The following is a 20064-nucleotide window of genomic DNA, read 5'->3' on the forward strand; positions in this document are numbered from 1 at the left end:
GAATTAAATGGTGGGCCTGAGTGGACTTGAACCACCGACCTCACGCTTATCAGGCGTGCGCTCTAACCAGCTGAGCTACAGGCCCATTTAATGGAGCGGGTGATGGGAATCGAACCCACGACATCAGCTTGGAAGGCTGAGGTTTTACCACTAAACTACACCCGCATTTGATTTTTAAATCAAAACTATTAAAATGAAGCGCAATAAATATAATATACTTTATTGAATAAATTTCAACCCTAAATTTTATGGAAATTATTAGAGTTGCTAACGCGCCCGAGAGGAGTCGAACCCCTAACCTTCTGATCCGTAGTCAGCGCTCTATCCAATTGAGCTACGGGCGCCAATGGCGACAAGTTATATCATATCAAATCCACGAAGGAAATGCAATAACTTATTAATCTAATTATGCGGCCGAGAGGATTTGAACCTCCACGGGGGTTGCCCCCACTAGGCCCTCAACCTAGCGCGTCTGCCGTTCCGCCACGACCGCAAGTGGTGAGCCATGGAGGATTCGAACCTCCGACCCTCTGATTAAAAGTCAGATGCTCTACCGACTGAGCTAATGGCTCCTAATAATAAATCACCATAATATTGTAACTACCTTTATTTTTAAGCAATAAAAAAGACGTTTGATCGTCTTATTTAACAAGAACGAATCTTTTATTTTAAAAATAAATGGCTGGGCCAGCTGGATTCGAACCAGCGCATGACGGTACCAAAAACCGTTGCCTTACCGCTTGGCTATGGCCCAACATAATGGCGGTCCGGACGGGACTCGAACCCGCGACCTCCTGCGTGACAGGCAGGCATTCTAACCAACTGAACTACCGGACCTAACAACTGCTATTAAAATATTAAAAGTGACCCGTACGGGATTCGAACCCGTGTTACCGCCGTGAAAGGGCGGTGTCTTAACCACTTGACCAACGGGCCATTATTCAATGGCGGAGAAGGAGGGATTCGAACCCTCGCGCCGCTCACGCGACCTACTCCCTTAGCAGGGGAGCCCCTTCGGCCACTTGGGTACTTCTCCATGGCTCCAGCGGCAGGATTCGAACCTGCGACCGATCGGTTAACAGCCGATTGCTCTACCACTGAGCTACGCTGGAATATTAGATAAGTTTTGGTGTCTGATTAACTAGCGACGTTAGATATCATACAACATCTTTAAAGGCCTGTCAATCAGTTATGAAAACTTTTATAAATTATTTTTGATTGTCCAAATGCATGAATTAATGACTGCGAAATAAAATTTATCATGAAATGAATGATTTAGTCAATAACTCTATTGAAATTTAATTAATTAATTTTAATTGCCCCTTACACTTTCCACATCTATAACGATTTAAATTAATCCTTCTTTTCGTTTGTATGTCATATTGCAATTAACGCACTTATAGATAATATTTCGCTTTTCAGCTTCAGACGGGAGTACCTGACAAAACCGAGGTGCATTCACTTTTTGTAGTAATGCTCTAAAGTATTTACTTCGATGATGATAAGGGTGCCCTTCAACATGAGGATGATAATGACATAGCTCATGCTTAATGATGCCAAATAATTCTTCTTCGCCTAATTCAGTTAAATATTTAGGATTAATTTCTATTGTACGTTTAGATGGTATGTACCTTCCTCCAGTCGTTCGAAGCCTTTTATTAAAACAGGCATGTCCTACAAATGGTTTATCAAAATATTTTATAGAAGTATATTCGACTAACTTTTGAAGTTCCTGTTGTTCCACAATGGCTCCTCCTAGATTAAATAAAATGTATACCTAACGTGTAATAAAGTTTCTACACGTTAGGTATACGAATGGAATGATTTGCATGAGCAAATTCACTTTTCATGCATATACTAAATTAAAATATTACTAAAAAGGTGATTGCTATGCCTAAATGGTTTAAAAGACAGATGTTGAATGCATATGCTAATAAAGATGTTCGCCAAATTAGGCTATTAAATCAATGTTGGTTTTTCTACCACAGTAAAAATTTAGATGCAACACAGGAAAATTAACTTTGTACCATCGTTAAAGCAATTCTCTCTCTCTTTAAGTCCACTTCCTCAACCCATACTGTCACAATATCCCCAACGGATACAATATCTAATGGATTGTTGACAAATCGATTTGATAACTTTGAGATGTGAACAAGCCCATCCTGTTTTACGCCCACATCAACAAATGCACCGAAATCTACCACATTTCGAACGGTTCCTTGCAGTTCCATGCCTTGTTGTAAGTCATCCATAGACATAACATTTGTTTTTAATAATGGTTTAGGTAGTTCATCACGCGGGTCGCGATTTGGCTTTTTCAAGTCTGCGATAATATCGTCTAATGTTAATCTTCCAACATCTAAGTCATCAGAAAGCTTCTCTAGATCTTGTTGATTTAAACGATTGATTAATTCTTCAGTACCAATGTCTTCTGTCGATAAACCTAATTGTTCTAAAAGTTTCTTCGTTATATCGTAACTCTCTGGGTGGATAGATGTTCGGTCAAGTGGTTCTTCTCCCTCTAACACACGCAAAAATCCAATAGCTTGTTCATATGTTTTAGCACCTAATCTCGGCACTTTTTTAATTTGCTTTCTGTTTGTCAACTTTCCATTTTCATCACGGTATTTAACAATGTTGTTCGCAACTGTTTTGTTCAGGCCAGAAATGTATTGTAATAGTGAAGCAGATGCGGTATTGACGTTAACACCAACTTGGTTAACGGCCGTTTCAACCACAAACTGTAATGATTCACTTAATTTCTTTTGGCTAACATCGTGCTGATACTGACCGACGCCAATTGATTTTGGATCAATTTTAACTAATTCACTTAGAGGATCCTGGACACGTCTCGCGATTGAGACTGCACTACGTTCTTCAACCTGCAGATTAGGAAACTCTTCTCTTGCTAGTTTAGAAGCTGAATAAACACTTGCACCTGCTTCATTAACGATTAAATAGGCTACATCAAGATTGTGCTTTTGAATTAACTCTGCAATAAACTGTTCCGTTTCTCTTGATGCTGTTCCGTTTCCAATAGCAATTAGCTCAACAGGATAGTTGTTTAATAGTTGTAGCACCTTTTTTCCGCCCCTGCTACATCTTTTCTAGGTGCAGTTGGGTAGATCACATCAACCTCTTTCATATGACCTGTCTCATCAATAACAGCTAGTTTACAGCCTGTTCGGTAGGCAGGGTCTACTCCAAGAATTGTTTTGCCTTTTAGCGGAGGTTGTAATAATAGCTGTCTTAAGTTCTTAGAGAAAATGTCTATGGCATGATCTTCAGCTTCTTCTGTTAATGACGATCTAATTTCACGTTCTATTGAAGGTTGAATCAGACGTTTATAACTATCGTCGGCGGCTTCTTTTAAAAATAAAGTTTCTTCGAGGTCTTGACGTTGTATGACCGATTTGTTTAAGTAGTCTAATATTTGATCTACTGGCGGTTCAATAATCACCTTTAAAACTTTCTCTTTTTCACCACGATTGACGGCTAATACACGGTGATGAGCCATCTTGCTTACAGGTTCGCTGTAATCATAATACATCTGATAAATTTGTTTTTCATCTTCAGCATTCTTTTTAATTTCAGTTTTAACTAACCCTTTTTATATGTGACAGAGCGGATCTTCTCACGGTATGCAGCTTCATCTGAGATCCATTCTGCAATTATATCTTTTGCCCCTGAAAGTACGTCCTGAATGTCAGTTAAATCATGTTCCTCATTCAGATACTTTTGCGCTTCTTCTGACAAATTTAACCCTTGTTGTTTCCAAATGTCTAAAGCTAAAGGCTCTAACCCTTTTTCTTTAGCTATAGTAGCGCGTGTTCGCCTTTTTGTTTATATGGGCGGTATAGATCTTCGACTCTTTGTAATTTGTTGCATGTAGAATATTTTGTTTTAATTCATCGGTTAACTTACCTTGTTCATCAATTAAACGAATGACTTCATCTTTACGTGTTTGTAATTGTAATTGGTAATCGTACGTCTCTTTGATGGATTGAATCTCTGTTTCATCAAGCCCTTTTGTTTGTTCTTTTCTGTAACGGGCGATAAATGGAATCGTATTTCCTTCATCGATTAATTCGATCACTTTTGCAACAATTGAGTTTGTTTTGTTAACTTCATTGGCTACAAAGTGAATTAAATCTTTATGTATTTCTGACAAACGACTTCCTCCTCACTTAAATCATACGTCCTTATTGTACCAAACCAATTAAAAAGCTCTAATACCTATTAATAATTATAGATATTAGAGCTTCACCCTTTATATCTCATGGCAATTAATGTTGTATCATCTTCCATGGATAATTTCTGTTGTAGTGTATACCATTCAATTGTCCTAGACATAGATTTATGCTTATAAAATTCATTTGTTAATTGTCTTTCATTAACACCATCTGAAAACATAAAAAACACTGCATTATGAGTTAATTCACCGCTATGCACTTTAGAATTAATCGGGATTCCGGAAAGATATCCTGATACAGGAATATTTCGTTTCTTCTTACCTTCTGTAACGATAATAATTCCAATGTTACCGAACGATACATAGGAATAAGTCTGTTGCTTATAATCAACTTTCAGCAGGCCAATGACACACCCGCGCAATTCATTATTAAAGAACACTTCGTTACATTTAGTTAATAAATCATCAAGAGAATCATGAGGATTTTCTTTAACTATATTAATTACCGCACTTGAAGATTTTCTAGCTAACTCACCACTTCCTAATCCATCAGCTAAAACGGCAATAAAAAAGTCGTCAAATTCTACATAATAGTAGCTGTCTCCAGAATAATAATTACCTTTTTGCTTTATCAAATGTGGCAATTTCCATTTGGTTGTGTTCTTCAATCAAAACAATGCCTCCATGTCTTCTTCTGAAATCGATTCTCTAAGCTTACGAAGTGCTCGGCGCTGTAATCTAGATACATGCATTTGTGATAAGCCAAGCTTTTCCCCAGTTTCTTTTTGGCTTAAGTTCTCAAAGAATGTGCATTGTAAGATACTTTGTTCTCGTTCATTTAATAAAGGCATTAATTTATCAATTAACATTTTGTAATCTGTTTGTTCAAAGCCATCATCTTGTTGTCCTACTAAATCCAAATGGTAACTGTACTACCATCTGCGTCCGCTTCGATGCTTCGGTCAGCTGATAGCGCATTATAGCTTTGGCCCATTTCCATAGCTTCTAATACTTCTTCTTGTGATACGTCTAAATAATCCGCAATTTGTTCAACAGATGGAGAGTACTGATTTTCAGTTGTTAACTCTTCAACGGCTTTTTTAATCTTAGGGCCTAGCTCTTTAATCCTTCTAGGTACATGGACACTCCACGTTTGTCGCGAATGTACCTTTTAATTTCACCGATGATCGTAGGAATAGCAAATGATTCAAATGATTTACCAAAAGAATCATCATAACGATTAACTGCAGCGATTAACCCTACCATACCCACTTGAACTAAATCTTCATGAATCGTGGAATTTTTAGAGTATTTTTCGCTATTGAATGGACCAAGTTCTCATATTTTAAGACGATTTTTCTTGAATTGCTTCATCACCTGGCTGTTCACGTAATTGATCAATTAGTGCATAATTTCGTCTTCATTATTGTGTAGTTGAGATTTGGTCGTCATTTTGCCCCACCTCATTTTCCTGCAAATACTTAGTCATGACAACAATCACACCATGATTATTATTGATTTCGACTTTATCCATCAGGGCATCAATCAGGAAAAGACCAAAACCTCCTTCTTTCAAATTATCAATCGGCATACCTTGCTCATATGGTCCAATGTCTTCTTTAACTTTTTCTAAATCAAAACTATCGCCATAGTCTGCCACCATGACTTCTAACTTATCTTCATATAAAGCAAAGCCAATCGTTACTTCGCCTTGGTCATCTTCAAAATATGCGTGTTTTACAGCATTTGTAATCGCTTCTGATACTGCTACTTTCAAATCCTCAATTTCTTCATAAGAAAAACCCATTCGGTTCGCAACACCAGAAATTGTTAATCTTAATACCCCAACGTACTCTGACTTCGCAGGCAACTTCATTTCTACAAAATCAAATGGTTTAGTCATTACATACCACCTCTAATTGTGTTTTCAATCTTCATCACATCATTCAGGCCTGTAATATTAAAGAGGCGATATACATTTTCTTGTAAATTAACTAAAGTAAATGAGCTGTTAACCTCATTAGCTGTTTTTAATCCACTAATAAATACACCTAGGCCTGTACTATCCATATAGTTAACTTTTTCTAAATCGACTTGAACGTCTGCGTTTTCTTCTCTTAAAAGTCCTAATAATTTTTCTTTTAATTGCGGGGCAGTATAAGCATCGATTTCCCCCGCTAACTTAAGCACTGTGACTTGACCTTCTTTAAAGTCTTCAATGTGTAAGTTCATAATTAATCTCCCCCAATCGAATAAACTATACATTGTTTACCCGTCTATAATTATCTTAAACACAAATTAAGAATTTCTTTTTAAAACAATTAAAGTGAAGTCATCGCGAAGTTTAAAATCTTGAAGGCGTTCAAGGTATTTGTATACATGATCAACAATTTGTTGAGCTGGCAAATTTCTATGTTCTTTAATTACTTCAAGTACTTCCTCACGCTCAATGAACCTGTCACCATCTCTACATTCAGTTACCCCATCAGTTAATAAAACAATTAAATCATCTTCATTAATTTCATCAACATACTGATTGTATTTAACTTCCTTCTTAACACCTAAGAGTAACCCTTTAGCATCTATCTCTTCAAACTCACCTTGATCGGCACGGTAAATAAACCCGGGTTCATGACCAGCAGTTGCATAATAGAATTCATTACTATGAATGTCATACAATGCATAAAACATGGTCACAAACATACCTGATTCCACATTACGCTCCACTACACGGTTTAATAGTTCTAAAATGATCTTAGGGTACATTCTATTCTCAGGGAAACTTTCCATTGCGTATTTAATCATCGACATGAAAAACGCAGCAGGAATCCCTTTACCAATTACATCAGCAATCGCAACGCCGATATTACCTTCATCATCCTGAACAAAATGGTAATAGTCACCATTCATTAATTTAGCAGGTATTGAGGTAACCCCAATATCTAAACCATTAACCTTTGGTACCTTCGTGCTAAGTAATGTATTCTGCATGTTCGCAGCTACTTCAATCTCAGCTTTTAATTCTAACTGCTTCGCTCGTAAGTCATGATATTCTTTATAAGCTAATGCATAGCTTGTCATTGTTTGAATTAAAAACTCAAAAGAATCTTTAATATTCTCATCCAAATCAGGTGAGATGTCTAATAATGCTTTATAATGCTGTTCAATTATTTCATCTGGCGAAACATCTTGCTTAATTCCTTTACTTAATTGTTCAGCTTGATATAAAACTAATTCGTCTTTCGTTTCTAAATACTGCTTGAGCAAATCTTGATACTCTTTAATATCTATCTTTGCTGAGCTCAAGCCCATCACCTCTCTTATCTCAACCACTTAACAATTGTTACGGTCGTTCCATTTTCATCTGATACGATATCAAATTCATCCATCAGACGTTAACGCCTGGCAAACCAGCACCTAACCCTCCAGAAGTTGAATATCCATCTTCCATTACTTTACTAAGGTTTTCTATTCCAGGACCTTGATCAGAGGCCGTAATTTTTATTCCAACTGGAGTGGAGCCTTGTACTTCTTCAAAAGAAACTTCACCACTGCCAGCATATAAGTAAATATTCCGCGCTAGCTCTGAAATAGCTGTCGCAATTCGTGCCTGGTCTACAGAGCCAAATCCTAAATCTCTAGCCAAATTGCGGCCATTTTGCCTAGCTCCTACAATGTCCCACTCTTTCTTAATTGGCACAGTCGTTAAGGCCCCTTTCATCACTTGTCCTCCAATTCTTGTTTCAGCTTAACCAATCCTTGTTCTAAATCTAAGGCTGTTTGGACATTTTGAAGATGGATACCTAAATCAATTAATGTCATAGAAACAGCTGGCTGAATTCCTGTAAATACAACTTTTGCTCCCATCAATTCTGCCATCGACACTACATCGCCGAGTACTTTAGCAATAAAAGAATCAATGATTTCGACTGAAGTCAAATCGACTACTACACCTGTAGCGCCTGTTTCGTGTATTTTTCCTAATAAATCTTCTTGAAATTGCATCGCCGTCTGGTCATCTAATTCAATTTGAACGGAAACTAATAAATAATCTTGTAATTTTAAAATTGGGATTCTCACTTAACTCACTCCTTTTCAATCGACTGGATAATATCATCAATTACTTTTTCGTCTTGTTCTCCAGTTGTCTCGATCTTGCGGTTTGTCATTTCAAGTGCTTTTTCAAAACCACGCTTTAAAGAGCTTTTGTCGGGAATTTACTTAAGTCAATTCCAAGGTTAACGATCGTTGGGCAATTTCGGGTCTGATTCCTACTAAGATACATGTTGCACCAATTAACCTTACCGCTTCTGCTGCTTGAATAATGTGATGCGCGACCATTGTATCTACAACAGGAACACCCGTAATATCTATTAATACAACATCTGCACGATGCTTAATCACACCGTCTAATAAATTCTCCATAATCAACTTGGCACGATCTGTATCAATCGTACCGACAAGCGGCATAATAGTTACTCCGTCTAATACAGGAATTAAAGGTGCAGATAATTCTTGTAAGGCCACTTTTTGAAGAGAAATGATACTTGTCCAATTTGAAGAATAAGCATCAATTAGTTTGTTCTTTATTGGATCAACCCAGTTGTTAACATCATCAACAATCTCTAAGAATTCATCTTGATTCTGAGTCTCAGATTGATTAATAAGTGTTCTGATGCAAACACTTCTAAAAGCCTGCATACCTTCTGTTAAATAACCTAATGGCCAACCTAAATTCACAATTCGTTCAGTAAATTGTTCGATAGAATCCTGTGAGTGGCCATCCTTTAACTTTGCAAAATTAAGTTAACAAATTCACGGTTAACCTGCTCAATCATGTCGTCTGAAATTGTTGATTTATATTCTTTTAACTTACTATCTTCTAAACTATCCATCCATTTACGAATAATATCATCGCTATTTGCGAGCAGAATTTCTTGATATTCTGGGTTCATGTTTTTATCCCTCCAAAACGTATATATATACAAATTTAACACTAATCGAAGATTTTCGCCATATTTTTCAGAAATAAGGCTTTTCTTGTTATTAGAATTTAATATAATTAGCTACACAACGAAAAGTTTATTTGGTAAGATGAAATGTTTTTATATTTTGGACCAACTAACTTAATTAATCCATTTACTTAGAAACATAAAAAACACCTAGCATTTTATATCACTAGGTGTTTATAAATCCATCAAACCTAAACTAATTTGTAAAGCTTCATCTACTTGTTTCATTAAATGTTCGTCTAATGATGTAATTTTGTCAGTTAATCGTTGTTTGTCGATCGTACGTATTTGTTCTAATAACACTACTGAGTCTCTTTCAAACTTATATTTCTTTGAATCAATCTCAACGTGTGTAGGCAGCTTGGCTTTTTGAATTTGAGCTGTAATCGCTGCTACGATCACTGTCGGACTGAACCTATTTCCTATATTATTTTGTATAATGAGAACTGGGCGAACACCGCCTTGTTCTGATCCGACCACTGGCGTCAAATCAGCATAATAGACGTCGCCACGTTTTACGTACAAATTAATTACACCCCACTCACTAAGCGCTCAAGAGTGGTTTCAGCCTCCTCTTCGGCTTCAAATGCTTCAGATGCAATCCCTAAGTTGATATTTTTCATTTCGACATAACCACGGCGCATCTTATCTTGAATCTTTCGTTTCTTTTCTTCCTGGACATAAGTGTTAATGGCTTGAAGTATTAAGGCTTCACGATCTAATTCATCATGATTTTCCACTAAGTCATCACACTCATTAATTAAAGACTCAGGTAGCTTTACGACGATTCTTTCGAAGTTTCAGACATTCCTTACACCCCCAGGTTAATTCGCACAGCAAAATCTATTGTTTATCATAGCACTCTTCCCCATGTTTCGTAAAGAAAAACAGAAAAGTCGGTTATAAAAGAATTTTGAGTAAAAATTAATGAATACCTCAAAAAAGATTATCTATTTTTATAAAACCTTGGTATTCTTTCACCTAATATGCAGGGTATCTCATAGTTAATCGTCTCAAGATGTTTTGCAGCATCATCCATGGTGACTAAACTACCTTGATTTTCTCCTATTAAGGTCACAATTTCCCCTACATTATAAGGTTGGTCTAGTTTTACCATGCACTGATCCATACAAATTCTACCGACTATTGGGTACCTTTTACCGTCAATAAGTACTTGGAAGTTTTGAAGTTTACGAATCCATCCATCTCCATATCCTATTGGGATAGTACCAATCCACTCATCCTGACTTGCCCTATAAGTAGCTCCGTAACTTATAGCATCACCTTTGTGAATCTTTTTGACATGAATGAGCTTTGAATATAATGAAAATGCTGGTTTAAGATGTATAGGCTCTACTTCTTTTACATGTTCTGATGGGTAGAGTCCATATAGACTAATACCAAAACGCACACCATCAAACATATCGTCAGGAAACCTCATCGATGCAGCTGAATTGCCGATGTGAATAGTTAATGAGTCAGGAAGATATGACCTTACTTGTTTTAACCATTGCTTGAACGCTCCCATTTGTTGATAGTAATATTTAAGGTCTGGTTCATCAGCCGTTGCAAAATGAGTGAACACTCCCGTTATATTAACATGAGTTTGTTCACATGCCTCAATAACATCATATGCTTCTTCTACACTTCTTATACCTATACGCCCCATACCTGTGTCGACTTTAAGATGAACAGATAATGTTTGACCCTTTAAAAGTCTTGCAGCCTGCTCAATCCATTCTGTTTGAAAGACTGTTAGAACTATATCATGTTCAGCTGCTAACTTAGCATATTCAGGGCTCGTCCAACCCATCACAAGAATAGGAACATCTTTGAAATGCTCGCGTAAACGCAACGCTTCATCTAATACCGCTACCGCTAAAGTTGTTGCTCCTGCTTCAAGTGCAGCCTGTGCTACCTCTAGTTCACCATGTCCATAAGCGTTCGCTTTAACCACGGCGAACACTTCTTTATCTTTAATATGCTTTTTCATCTCAATGACATTATGTCGAACGGCATCAAGATCCACTTCGACCCAAGTATCTCGATGATATCCAGCTTTATCCATACTATAACCTCTTCTGTTTATATAATATTTATTGTCATTATTATCTTAATAACCGTTGAGTGCTGTCAATAAGATTAAAGCTGGAAAAGCCTTCATAAACAAAAAATTACCCATAATAGGAGCCTATTACGGGGTAAATGAACTGACCACAACACTCTTTAATTTATTTCATCGCTTGACCTTGAACAGATTTCGCAACCTCAACCATCTCTTCAACAGTTAATGAATCACTAGCTAACACAAATCTCATACCGTCTTGTTGCCACTCAAGGGAATTATTCGTTAAATGACCCACTGTAAAACCTAAGTTCACCATTTCTCCTTCTGCATAAACCGGAACATCAACAGAAGTCGGATGTGAATTAGTGTACATTTCTTGTACTAATTTAAAGTGCTTGTCACCGTCATAAGTTAGAATCGATCGCTCACCATTGTCAGTTGATACAACTTTCTCGTTCGTAAATTCTACCCCTCCAGGTAAGTTCGTTGGATAATAGACCGCCATTGATTGTTCTTCTAACTCAGCTACAGTTGGAACACTAACCGTTCCTTCTGCTAAGTTTTGTTCTGTATCGAATTCACCCTCTTTAATTTCTGGGTTGAATTCAAATTCCGTGAAGTCTACTTTTACCATCGTTTCATTTTGAGAGTTTAAAACTCTTACATGAGCTGGTTCATATGTCTTCTTATGGAAGTAGATCTTCTGATAAGGTAATTGCTGGTTACCTTTATAATTCGTTTTCACAGTAAATTCATAGAAGTTTTCGGTACTCTTGAATTCACGATCAGCGTCATTTGCTATATCTGACACTAACGATGTGAATAAATATGGCTGACTATGATGTTTTGGCCAATCGTTTTGGAACTTGTAACTTTTGTTGATGGAAGGAGTTAATACAAAAACACCTTCGTCATTTCTTAAGATTACTTGGTTCCCTTTTTCATCTAATTCATTTTGAAGTACAACTTTGTAATAATCATCTTTCTGATGCCAAACTTGTACATCAAACTGTTGTGGTTCTTCTCCTGTTTCAATCACCATGTCAGCAGTAGCTTTAAAACTTTGCATCTCTTCTGCTTTTTTGTTAAGCGAATCCACAACATCTTCGGCCGTATTCTCTCCGCATGCTGCCAGTAGCCCCACCATAAACAAGAGAGTAATGAAGAGCACTAGTTTCCTTTTCATTCAGACAACTCCTTCGCCTCATAATCGTTACTCATTCTTTAGGAACAAGCGATCTATTCGTGTTGCGGTGACAATGTGCACATTGGATCATTTGTTACCCCGCAATACACTATATGAGACGACTTGTCTTAATATGCAGACTAGCTATAAGAGAAATTTATTTTTCTATAATGACTTGAGCAATTGCATAATCTTTGCTATGAGAAAGTGAAATATGAGCATTTTCATCTAAGGTTCCACCTTTAAATATCCGCGGCCTTCCATACTGATCTGGTAAGATTTCAATAGATTGAAACGATACTTCACTGCCTATACCTGTTCCAATTGCCTTACTAAAAGCTTCTTTTGCAGCAAACCGTCCAGCTATGTATTCAACTTTACGCTTAATATGGTCAAATTTGTTAAGCTGCTCTTTCTCCCTTTCTGTTAAGATTCTATTAATAAACTTGTCATTTTTATTCATGAGGCGCTCAATTCTATGTAATTCCACTAGGTCAATACCAGTCCCTGTAATCATGATTTCATCTCGCTTTCAAGAAATATAATTGAATATTTTACAAATCATTAGTATCCTAAAGAAAAGTGCTCATAACCGTATTTAAACGCATACATAAATTTAAGAAAGAGGCGACGCCAATGTTTTTTGTTCGCACTGAAAGTTTTAAGCAGTTTCTAAGGTTTTACCCTGTTGTATCCGTTATTGTCGCCATTAACTTGATTTTATATCTTTTTACTCGGATTATAACTTTACCTATTTTTGTAGACTTATGGACTTTAATGGTTGGTTTTAATCTTTACATACAAATGGGTGAGTATTGGCGATTGTTAACCCCAATTTTTCTTCACGGTAGTGTAATGCATGTCCTATTTAACAGTTTTAGTACCGTTTTATTTGGCCCCGCATTAGAACGGATGCTTGGTAAATTCAAGTTTATTTTAGCATACTTATTAACAGGCGTTTTAGCGAATGTGGCTTACTACTTTCTAGGTGACCTTATGGGATCTCATGTAGGTGCTTCTGGTGCCATTTACGGTCTATTTGGATTATACGCTTATATGATTTTTGCTAGACGTGATTTAATTGATTCACAGAGTACTCAAATCGTTGTTGTGTTTGTCATTATCGGGTTCTTAACATCATTCGGACCTGGGATCAATTACATCGCTCATATCTTCGGATTTATTACTGGTGTTGCGTTAGGTCCAGTTTTAATCGATAAAATAAAAATGGTTATTTTGATGGCTGGTAATGGGACTGAGTATTATTTTAAATGCAAACATATAATTCTATGTTACTGAGGTGTTAGCGGAATGGAGCAAAAACAAATCACACCATATATTGCTATAACAATCGGAGTACTCGCAGTCTCTACATCTGCCATATTTGTTAGATTAGCAGATGCTCCTTCTTCTATTGTTGCATTATATCGTTTACTATTTGCAAGTTTATTAATGGTCCCGTTAGTGTTACTAAAATATCGGCATGAGCTCGTAAAGGTTTCATCAAGGGACTTACTGTTATCTACAGCTTCTGGGGTTTTTCTAGCACTACATTTCATCCTATGGTTCGAGTCATTAAACCACACATCAGTGGCTAGTTCAGTCGTACTCGTAACGACTCAACCAATTTGGGCCTTTTTAGGTGGCTATCTATTTTTTAAAGAACGATTTACAAGTGGAGCCGTAATCAGTTTGTTCATTGCACTTGTTGGAAGTGTCATAATAAGCTGGGGGGGATTTCCAAATTAGCGGCATGGCACTATTCGGTAACTTTCTAGCTTTACTCGGGGCCATTGCAGTTACAGGCTATTTTCTATTTGGACAAACTGTTAGAAAGCGTTTATCTTTAATTCCATATACATTCATTGTTTACGGAATCAGCTCACTTACACTTGTTATTTACAATTTAGTTATACAAGAATCGTTTACAGGGTATACATCAGATACATGGCTATATTTCTTAGCCCTTGCGATTATCCCAACTTTTTTTTTGGTCATACACTTTTCAATTGGGCGATCAAATGGGTTAATGCCTCCACGATTACCATGGGGATTTTATTCGAACCTGTCGGAGCATCCATCTTAGCCTTTTTCATTCTTGATGAGCTCGTGACTTGGTCTCAATTTTTAGGTGGCGTCATAGTCATATTCGGTCTAATTCTATTTATATTTAGTACTACAAAGAAAAAGAAAGTAAAAGTATTAGACAAGTAGCATAATAAATTAGTAAAAGTATAAAAAGAGGTGAGGTCATGGATTTTCAATTAGTAGTAGATGGTGGTGCTGATTTAACTCAAGAAACGATTGAACGATTTAACATTAAAGTAGTCCCACTCAACATTCATTTTGACGATACAGAATACAAAGCTGGTGAAGACTTAGATATTGACACTTTTTATAGGAAAATGTCTGAATCAGAAGAGTTACCGAAGACATCAGCGTCCAGTCCCAATGATTTTTATCATGCTTTTAAAGAAGTAGATCAAGATGTTCCAATTTTAATGCTGGCTCTTACGAAGAATCTAAGCGCAACATATCAGAATGCTGTTTTAGGAAAAGAGATGCTACTCGATGAAGAAACAGAACGTAAAATTGAAATCATTAATACAAAAACCGCTTCAAGTGGCATTGCACTCCTCGTCAATGAAGTGATTAAACTTAAGATGAATCAAGTTGATTTTCACGATATAGCTGAAAAAATAAAAGTTTATGCTGAAAAAACAACGACTCTCTTTTCATTAAAAACGGTAGAAAACTTAATTAAAGGTGGGCGGTTAGATCGGATGAGAGGTGCGATCGCCAAAACTCTTAATATCAAACTTTTAATGAAAGCATCTGATGAAGGTACTATTGAAGTGACAGAAAAAAGTTCGTGGTGAGAAAAAAGCATTACGGCGTCTTGTAGAACAAATTGGTGAGTATTCTAAATCATTAGAAGGTAAAACGATTGCAATGTCACACAGTAATTGTGAAGAGAAAGCTAGAAAGGTTTTGGCCTCAATTCGCGAAAAATACAATCCAGATGAAGAAATTTTAGTCGAAATGGGTCCATTAATCGCAACCCACGCTGGTGAGGGTGGACTCGTCATCTCATTTTTAGAAGATTAATCACTGATATAAGACAAAAGAGCTGGCCAATTGATTACAGGTCAGCTCTTTTATATGTTCCATAATAATCTTCGTAATGAGGTGCTGGTGAAAAAATAGCTAAGATCATAGCTGTTATTGGAAGGATTAAGATTAATAATAGAATCTCTTGATATCCACCAAACCATGCAAAGAAATAACCAAATGGGATAGGCCCCAAAGCTGATCCTACTACCATCGTCGACTGAGCAATACTTTTAATACTTCCTAAATGAGTTCGCCCAAAGTAATTAGGCCATACAATACTAAGTACAATTCGCTCAAAACCATGAGCAAATCCCCCAAATGACGCCATAAATAATGGCCCCCGTAGCACTAGAAACAAAATAAAGTGTTCCAATAGCAACTACGTGTATGGCAAACATCCCTGATAACAAATAATTTACTTTGACCTTATCTGCTAGATATCCAGAAATAAACGTCACTGGAAAACCGATAATTGCCATTAATGACAGTACAAATGCTGCAATTTCTAATGAAAATCCTTTTGTCTCAGCAATGGATACTAAATGAAAGGTAATGCCTGTATTGGTTAAAGCAGGAATGCTAACGCATATTAAAACTACCCAGAATGCCCTTGTTTTCATGGCCTCTTTTAATGTCCAGCTGATTTCTTGATCTTCATCTTCTTCAAGGTTTCTTGATGCTTCTTGCTGAATTTCAGTTCGTCGTTTAGTTTGTTTAATACGAATATATATGCCTAATAAGGCTACTGCACCTAATAATAAAATAATCCGAACAAGAGTTGACGGAAACCAATTAATGGTCGTATTCAAAGCTGATTGTATGGTCGGAATTAACGTTAAGCCTATGAGTACAATGATACTGACAATCGTAAAAAGTGGTGCTCTTGACGATTTCTTAACGCTTAAGTTTAATTTAGCACTTGTAGATTTACCATCTATAACTTCTCCTTTATCCGCTGGTTGATTACGTACAAATATTAGAACTAACGGAACGAAAATAACCAGTAACGCCACTCCCCAAACTACCCAAGTTGAACGCCATCCAACTTGCTGGACAAGAAAGGCATTTAACGGCGGAAATAATGCTGCACCAGCAAAACCTCCAATTGCCATAATGCTTAATGCACGCCCTCTTTTTCGCATAAACCATTGCGGAACCAAGGTGTTAGGCAATAATGTCATCGAACCTTGTCCAAAAAGTCGTAACATAAAAAAGCCTAAAAACATCATGACAGGCCCTGTGATCATCGCATTCCAAAAGGTCGCTAATGCTAAGGCAATACCGACAACGACCATCATTAAGCGCTGCCCGTATAAGTCCGTTAATTTTCCAATCGTAAAGAGTAAAAAACCTGCCATGAGCGTTGCTGCTGAGTATAAATTAGATATAAATGGCCTTGAGAATTCGAACTCCTCTTCATAAAGTTCTATAAACATTGATACAGCAAATGTTTGACCTGGACCAGAGAAAAACACTCCTATTGCTGAGATAATCACTATTACCCATCCGTAATAAAAAGGGGGGGTTGGTACTTTATTGTTCCTCATATGTAAAGCCTACTCTCTATTTCACAATGGTTTATATTTTAACATAAAAATAAGTCTTTCCAATATCGAATTGGAAAGACTTATAGTTTCATTCCTTTAACAAAATCATTAAGCGTTTTGACCATAGGGGCTATTTGTGATGCTGTCTTCATGAACTGATTAGTCGTTGCGATCACCTTATCTATATCGACTTCACCTTGATCGTCTTGAAAATATTCAACAAAGGTGAATGGTATTTTGTAAGTTGGCACCAAATTGTTCTTCATATTGATTTGGAACTTCATAATATAATGGTTGTGACTGATTCGTGAAGGGTTGTTGGTATGGATTCTGAATATGCTGGTTCGGATAATAGTAAGGTGGATAGTAATAATCATTAGGGAAATTTGGATTGTTAAATGTATTACTTTGATTCTGCCTCAAAGGCAAACACCTCCTACCACATCTTATGACAGATGGGTTAAGATAAGTGTTTGTCTTTAATCTACAAACCTAATTCTTTTTTAATTCGATCGAGTTGAAGTCCTTGAATGTAGGTATCTTGAATAAATATCGTGGGTGTCGCAAAAATACCTTGATCTTGTAAATTTTTTAGATGTTCAGGGTTTTCTTTAACATCCTTTTCTACAAACTCAATCCCCCCATGCATCAAGTTGATTTTTCAAAAGCTTAGATTTTTCGCATTGATCATGGCTATAAACAATAACGGACTCTTTATTCAATGTAGTTCACCTCATTCTAGATGTTACATAGAATTTTTACCCACATGAACCAGGAGATAAACATTAAATTTTTAACGATTTTTAATAGAATTCGCGTTTAGTCCTAGTTTCTTAACAAGCTCAATAGCTTGTACTTTTTCTTCATCTGTTAAACCACTCATAATTCGCTCAATCTGCTTCCAATGTTCAGGAAATATCTCATTTAATAAAACGCGTCCTTTGTCCGAAATCTGAGCGTAAGTCACTCGTCTATCATGCTCAGATTGGGTACGTACTAGATAACCCTTTTTCTCTAAGTTGTTTACGACGTAAGTAATCGAACCACTTGTTAACAATATACGTTCCCCTATTTTCTGTAGAGGCTGTTTCCCCCCTGTGATATAGTAATTCTAACGTAGCAAACTCGGTTGGATTTAGTCCATAGCGCACCATATCATCTTGCGCTAAATCTAAAATAGTTCTTGTTGCTTTTGACAAAACCACAAATAACTTTAAAGAAGGATCTTCTCTTCGCTCTTCATAGAATTCATGTTCCATTCCCATCACCCTTCCTGTCTTATAAGCTCATTATAAGGATTAGAATTAGGCGCGTCAAAACAGTTTTCAAACAGGTTGAAATTTGTCATAATAGACTTGCTTTAAGGAGGAATAAACATGTTAGAAGATACCGGCGAACGCGTTATACCTAAATTCATGGACCCGCTAAATCCACTATTGCTCGAACATATAGCTCGTTATCAGTTTGCGCTTAATTATCTACATGGTAGGGTGCTGGATTTATCTTGCGGAGCGGGTTACGGTACACATATGATCGCGAAAAGATGTAAGAAAATGATTTCAGAAGTAATCGGCATCGACCTTGACCAAGATGTCATTGACTATGCTAAAGGAGAATATTATCATCCACAATCTAAATACTTGGTTGCTGATGCTACTTACTCCCATTTAAAAGAACAGTTGGGTACCTTTGACTGCATTGTTAGTTTCGAAACGATTGAACACATTGAAGACGAACAAGCTATTTTAAATAATTACTATCAATTATTAAAACCTGGCGGGACACTAATCGTATCTACTCCATTTGGTGAAGGTCGCGGCAAGCCATGCGGAAGCCCTTTCCATGTCCATCAGCTAACTGAAGAGGAGTTTAGACATTTATTTATAGATGTTTATGAACGAACAGAATTTTTCTATCAAAACGGTGTTGTAATAGAGCCCGTTCAGCGTGAAGGTGTTCACTACCCATTAGGTGTAGCTGTATGTAAAAAGGAGAAGACTAAGGCTTATTCTTCTCCAACAAATTTTCTCCAACGATGACGTCTAAGCTTTTAGGTAATATTTTAACCTCAACAGGTGTATTTAAGTAGACTTCCCCATCCATATCCACTTCTTTAGAGTTTTCAGTATTAATTTTTACTTCTTTTGCCGTCAGATGTTTAATTTGATGATTTTCACTTTTATCTCTTACATAAGATAATGAAAACCAGTCTCTGATCGTTTGTAAATTGGACTCCTTAATAATTAATACATCTAATAATTCATCCTTAATTGAAATTGAGGGTAACGGAAATTGATGAGTTCCAATAAAATAACCATTCATCACTAACACCATAACCGCTTCTTCCGTAAAAGTTTCACCGTCAATTGTTAATTCGAATGTTCTAGTTTCACTTTGCTGAAACTTTTGAATTGCACTAATGAAATAACTGATGCGACCTAATGCTTGTTTAAGCTGATCATCAATATTTTCTGATGTCTCCGTGATCAACCCAACACCTGAGAAGTTAATAAAATACTGTTCATTAATAGATGCGACGTCAATGGTCTGGTTAGACGATTGAATGATTGTCTGAGCTGCCTTCTTTAAGTTTTGTGGAATCATGAGTGTACGCGCGATATCATTACAAGTCCCACCTGGTAAAATCGCAAGTGTTGGTGGGTGACTCATGGTCATTAATTCATTTCCAACAGCATGAACAGTGCCATCTCCACCATACGCAATGATTAAATCTACATCCTCATGACATACCTGTTGTAATTCATCAATCGATTCTGTTTGATATATACTTAATTTTTTATATGAGAGCTTAAAATCGGAATAACTTGCTGCATTAATTTACTTTTCTCATCATCAGGTTTCTCTTCATTAAGAATTAGAACTGCTCGTTCAAACTTCATCGTCTCACCCCATTTTTAATAGTTTTCCTCATTTAGACCCACTTC

Annotated in this window: 22 protein-coding genes, 10 tRNA genes and 6 pseudogenes; 6 read left to right on the forward strand and 32 right to left on the reverse strand. The window is 36.6% G+C overall.

Translation table 11 applies throughout. The features are described from left to right. Window positions 1-8: 8 nt before the first annotated feature. From JCM13188_RS15140 to JCM13188_RS15190, 11 genes and pseudogenes are all read right to left on the reverse strand, one after another. Window positions 9-85: transfer RNA gene (locus tag JCM13188_RS15140), tRNA-Ile, on the reverse strand. Window positions 86-91: 6 nt separating this feature from the next. Continuing rightward, window positions 92-165: transfer RNA gene (locus tag JCM13188_RS15145), tRNA-Gly, on the reverse strand. A gap of 106 nt (window positions 166-271) precedes the next feature. After that, window positions 272-344: transfer RNA gene (locus tag JCM13188_RS15150), tRNA-Arg, on the reverse strand. A gap of 65 nt (window positions 345-409) precedes the next feature. Then, window positions 410-493: transfer RNA gene (locus tag JCM13188_RS15155), tRNA-Leu, on the reverse strand. Between the two features lie 3 nt (window positions 494-496). Continuing rightward, window positions 497-572: transfer RNA gene (locus JCM13188_RS15160), tRNA-Lys, on the reverse strand. 107 nt (window positions 573-679) lie between these two features. Next, window positions 680-754: transfer RNA gene (locus JCM13188_RS15165), tRNA-Gln, on the reverse strand. A 6-nt stretch (window positions 755-760) separates the two neighbouring features. After that, window positions 761-837 (reverse strand) — tRNA-Asp (locus tag JCM13188_RS15170). 27 nt (window positions 838-864) lie between these two features. Further along, window positions 865-936, reverse strand: a tRNA-Glu gene (locus JCM13188_RS15175). A gap of 9 nt (window positions 937-945) precedes the next feature. Next, window positions 946-1036: transfer RNA gene (locus JCM13188_RS15180), tRNA-Ser, on the reverse strand. Between the two features lies 1 nt (window position 1037). Then, window positions 1038-1112 (reverse strand) — tRNA-Asn (locus JCM13188_RS15185). A gap of 186 nt (window positions 1113-1298) precedes the next feature. Then, window positions 1299-1744, reverse strand: a pseudogene (locus JCM13188_RS15190) (SprT family protein). 146 nt (window positions 1745-1890) lie between these two features. On the opposite strand from JCM13188_RS15190, the gene cmpA reads away from it, so the two are divergent. Beyond that, the gene (gene cmpA, locus JCM13188_RS19680) at window positions 1891-2019 is read left to right on the forward strand and encodes a cortex morphogenetic protein CmpA (protein ID WP_279401955.1); all 129 of its coding nucleotides are present in this window, start codon (window positions 1891-1893) and stop codon (window positions 2017-2019) included. Here cmpA and JCM13188_RS15195 read toward each other — a convergent pair. The 15 genes and pseudogenes from JCM13188_RS15195 to acpS all read right to left on the reverse strand — a co-directional run bounded on the left by JCM13188_RS15195 (window position 2016) and on the right by acpS (window position 12975). Further along, a pseudogene (locus tag JCM13188_RS15195) lies at window positions 2016-4162 on the reverse strand (Tex family protein). The gene cmpA and the pseudogene JCM13188_RS15195 overlap by 4 nt on opposite strands. 101 nt (window positions 4163-4263) lie before the next feature. Then, entirely contained in the window at window positions 4264-4860 is a 597-nt protein-coding gene (locus tag JCM13188_RS15200; RefSeq protein ID WP_054754801.1) for a SpoIIE family protein phosphatase, read from the reverse strand. Beyond that, a pseudogene (sigB, locus tag JCM13188_RS15205) lies at window positions 4861-5644 on the reverse strand (RNA polymerase sigma factor SigB). After that, window positions 5616-6095, reverse strand: a complete 480-nt coding sequence (rsbW, locus tag JCM13188_RS15210) for an anti-sigma B factor RsbW (RefSeq protein ID WP_054754802.1) — start codon at window positions 6093-6095, stop codon at window positions 5616-5618. Before rsbW ends, sigB begins: the two are co-directional and overlap by 29 nt. Then, window positions 6095-6424 carry an STAS domain-containing protein gene (locus tag JCM13188_RS15215; RefSeq protein WP_054754803.1) on the reverse strand — a complete coding sequence of 110 codons (330 nt, stop codon included), beginning with the start codon at window positions 6422-6424 and terminating at the stop codon, window positions 6095-6097. Before JCM13188_RS15215 ends, rsbW begins: the two co-directional genes overlap by 1 nt. 66 nt (window positions 6425-6490) lie before the next feature. Then, window positions 6491-7504, reverse strand: coding sequence for a PP2C family protein-serine/threonine phosphatase (locus JCM13188_RS15220; RefSeq protein WP_369405090.1), 1014 nt, complete (start codon window positions 7502-7504; stop codon window positions 6491-6493). 8 nt (window positions 7505-7512) lie between these two features. Next, window positions 7513-7913, reverse strand: a pseudogene (locus tag JCM13188_RS15225) (anti-sigma regulatory factor). Continuing rightward, window positions 7913-8272: an STAS domain-containing protein gene (locus tag JCM13188_RS15230; protein ID WP_054754805.1), complete on the reverse strand. Its 360-nt coding sequence runs from the start codon at window positions 8270-8272 to the stop codon at window positions 7913-7915. Before JCM13188_RS15230 ends, JCM13188_RS15225 begins: the two are co-directional and overlap by 1 nt. A gap of 141 nt (window positions 8273-8413) precedes the next feature. Next, entirely contained in the window at window positions 8414-8932 is a 519-nt protein-coding gene (locus JCM13188_RS21430; RefSeq protein WP_369405082.1) for an STAS domain-containing protein, read from the reverse strand. Between the two features lie 47 nt (window positions 8933-8979). Next, a complete protein-coding gene (locus JCM13188_RS21435; protein ID WP_369405083.1) occupies window positions 8980-9147 on the reverse strand; it encodes a globin family protein in 168 nt (55 codons plus the stop codon). Window positions 9148-9378: 231 nt separating this feature from the next. Then, a complete protein-coding gene (locus JCM13188_RS15240; RefSeq protein ID WP_054754806.1) occupies window positions 9379-9729 on the reverse strand; it encodes a type II toxin-antitoxin system PemK/MazF family toxin in 351 nt (116 codons plus the stop codon). Between the two features lie 5 nt (window positions 9730-9734). After that, window positions 9735-9992, reverse strand: coding sequence for a hypothetical protein (locus JCM13188_RS15245; RefSeq protein WP_054754807.1), 258 nt, complete (start codon window positions 9990-9992; stop codon window positions 9735-9737). Between the two features lie 158 nt (window positions 9993-10150). Then, window positions 10151-11272, reverse strand: coding sequence for an alanine racemase (gene alr / locus JCM13188_RS15250; RefSeq protein ID WP_054754808.1), 1122 nt, complete (start codon window positions 11270-11272; stop codon window positions 10151-10153). Window positions 11273-11435: 163 nt separating this feature from the next. Further along, window positions 11436-12458 (reverse strand): LolA family protein, encoded by a 1023-nt coding sequence (locus tag JCM13188_RS15255; protein ID WP_054754809.1) that lies wholly within the window; start codon window positions 12456-12458, stop codon window positions 11436-11438. Window positions 12459-12615: 157 nt separating this feature from the next. Next, window positions 12616-12975, reverse strand: a complete 360-nt coding sequence (acpS, locus tag JCM13188_RS15260; RefSeq protein WP_054754810.1) for a holo-ACP synthase — start codon at window positions 12973-12975, stop codon at window positions 12616-12618. Between the two features lie 119 nt (window positions 12976-13094). Here acpS and JCM13188_RS15265 point away from each other — a divergent pair, with 119 nt between their 5' ends. The 4 genes and pseudogenes from JCM13188_RS15265 to JCM13188_RS21440 all read left to right on the forward strand — a co-directional run bounded on the left by JCM13188_RS15265 (window position 13095) and on the right by JCM13188_RS21440 (window position 15566). Next, window positions 13095-13757 (forward strand): rhomboid family intramembrane serine protease, encoded by a 663-nt coding sequence (locus tag JCM13188_RS15265; RefSeq protein WP_279401956.1) that lies wholly within the window; start codon window positions 13095-13097, stop codon window positions 13755-13757. A gap of 12 nt (window positions 13758-13769) precedes the next feature. Then, window positions 13770-14672: pseudogene (locus tag JCM13188_RS15270) on the forward strand (DMT family transporter). A 38-nt stretch (window positions 14673-14710) separates the two neighbouring features. Then, a complete protein-coding gene (locus JCM13188_RS15275) occupies window positions 14711-15337 on the forward strand; it encodes a DegV family protein (protein WP_369405085.1) in 627 nt (208 codons plus the stop codon). Window positions 15338-15368: 31 nt separating this feature from the next. Beyond that, window positions 15369-15566, forward strand: coding sequence for a DegV family protein (locus tag JCM13188_RS21440; protein WP_369405091.1), 198 nt, complete (start codon window positions 15369-15371; stop codon window positions 15564-15566). A 34-nt stretch (window positions 15567-15600) separates the two neighbouring features. Here the strand turns inward: JCM13188_RS21440 and JCM13188_RS15280 are convergent, their stop codons facing one another. The 5 genes and pseudogenes from JCM13188_RS15280 to JCM13188_RS21445 all read right to left on the reverse strand — a co-directional run bounded on the left by JCM13188_RS15280 (window position 15601) and on the right by JCM13188_RS21445 (window position 18384). Next, window positions 15601-15900 carry a hypothetical protein gene (locus JCM13188_RS15280; protein ID WP_054754811.1) on the reverse strand — a complete coding sequence of 100 codons (300 nt, stop codon included), beginning with the start codon at window positions 15898-15900 and terminating at the stop codon, window positions 15601-15603. After that, entirely contained in the window at window positions 15866-17119 is a 1254-nt protein-coding gene (locus JCM13188_RS15285) for an MFS transporter (RefSeq protein WP_279401957.1), read from the reverse strand. The genes JCM13188_RS15280 and JCM13188_RS15285 overlap by 35 nt, the downstream gene beginning before the upstream one ends. 80 nt (window positions 17120-17199) lie before the next feature. Further along, window positions 17200-17385, reverse strand: coding sequence for a YppG family protein (locus JCM13188_RS19685; protein ID WP_279401958.1), 186 nt, complete (start codon window positions 17383-17385; stop codon window positions 17200-17202). 218 nt (window positions 17386-17603) lie between these two features. Next, window positions 17604-17771: a thioredoxin domain-containing protein gene (locus JCM13188_RS19690; protein ID WP_279401959.1), complete on the reverse strand. Its 168-nt coding sequence runs from the start codon at window positions 17769-17771 to the stop codon at window positions 17604-17606. A 141-nt stretch (window positions 17772-17912) separates the two neighbouring features. After that, a pseudogene (locus JCM13188_RS21445) lies at window positions 17913-18384 on the reverse strand (MarR family winged helix-turn-helix transcriptional regulator). A 111-nt stretch (window positions 18385-18495) separates the two neighbouring features. Here JCM13188_RS21445 and JCM13188_RS15300 point away from each other — a divergent pair. Continuing rightward, on the forward strand, window positions 18496-19158 hold the full coding sequence (locus tag JCM13188_RS15300) for a class I SAM-dependent methyltransferase (RefSeq protein WP_054754814.1): 663 nt from the start codon (window positions 18496-18498) through the stop codon (window positions 19156-19158). Here JCM13188_RS15300 and JCM13188_RS15305 read toward each other — a convergent pair. Next, window positions 19118-19957, reverse strand: coding sequence for a diacylglycerol/lipid kinase family protein (locus tag JCM13188_RS15305; RefSeq protein WP_369405092.1), 840 nt, complete (start codon window positions 19955-19957; stop codon window positions 19118-19120). The genes JCM13188_RS15300 and JCM13188_RS15305 overlap by 41 nt on opposite strands. Between the last annotated feature and the right edge of the window lie 107 nt (window positions 19958-20064).

It is taken from the genome of Piscibacillus salipiscarius JCM 13188 (genome assembly GCF_001311865.1).
In the GTDB taxonomy this organism is placed as follows: Bacteria; Bacillota; Bacilli; order Bacillales; family Alkalibacillaceae; genus Piscibacillus; species Piscibacillus salipiscarius.

Excerpts from the sequence above, each read along its gene's own strand:
- cmpA (WP_279401955.1), top strand. The coding sequence starts at position 1,891 with ATGCCTAAATGGTTTAAAAGACAGATGTTGAATGCATATGCTAATAAA.
- rsbW (WP_054754802.1), bottom strand. The coding sequence starts at position 6,095 with ATGACTAAACCATTTGATTTTGTAGAAATGAAGTTGCCTGCGAAGTCA.
- JCM13188_RS15215 (WP_054754803.1), bottom strand. The coding sequence starts at position 6,424 with ATGAACTTACACATTGAAGACTTTAAAGAAGGTCAAGTCACAGTGCTT.
- JCM13188_RS15220 (WP_369405090.1), bottom strand. The coding sequence starts at position 7,504 with ATGGGCTTGAGCTCAGCAAAGATAGATATTAAAGAGTATCAAGATTTG.
- JCM13188_RS21435 (WP_369405083.1), bottom strand. The coding sequence starts at position 9,147 with ATGAACCCAGAATATCAAGAAATTCTGCTCGCAAATAGCGATGATATT.
- alr (WP_054754808.1), bottom strand. The coding sequence starts at position 11,272 with ATGGATAAAGCTGGATATCATCGAGATACTTGGGTCGAAGTGGATCTT.
- JCM13188_RS15255 (WP_054754809.1), bottom strand. The coding sequence starts at position 12,458 with ATGAAAAGGAAACTAGTGCTCTTCATTACTCTCTTGTTTATGGTGGGG.
- acpS (WP_054754810.1), bottom strand. The coding sequence starts at position 12,975 with ATGATTACAGGGACTGGTATTGACCTAGTGGAATTACATAGAATTGAG.
- JCM13188_RS15265 (WP_279401956.1), top strand. The coding sequence starts at position 13,095 with ATGTTTTTTGTTCGCACTGAAAGTTTTAAGCAGTTTCTAAGGTTTTAC.
- JCM13188_RS15275 (WP_369405085.1), top strand. The coding sequence starts at position 14,711 with ATGGATTTTCAATTAGTAGTAGATGGTGGTGCTGATTTAACTCAAGAA.
- JCM13188_RS15280 (WP_054754811.1), bottom strand. The coding sequence starts at position 15,900 with ATGGCGTCATTTGGGGGATTTGCTCATGGTTTTGAGCGAATTGTACTT.
- JCM13188_RS15285 (WP_279401957.1), bottom strand. The coding sequence starts at position 17,119 with ATGAGGAACAATAAAGTACCAACCCCCCCTTTTTATTACGGATGGGTA.
- JCM13188_RS19685 (WP_279401958.1), bottom strand. The coding sequence starts at position 17,385 with ATGAAGAACAATTTGGTGCCAACTTACAAAATACCATTCACCTTTGTT.
- JCM13188_RS15300 (WP_054754814.1), top strand. The coding sequence starts at position 18,496 with ATGTTAGAAGATACCGGCGAACGCGTTATACCTAAATTCATGGACCCG.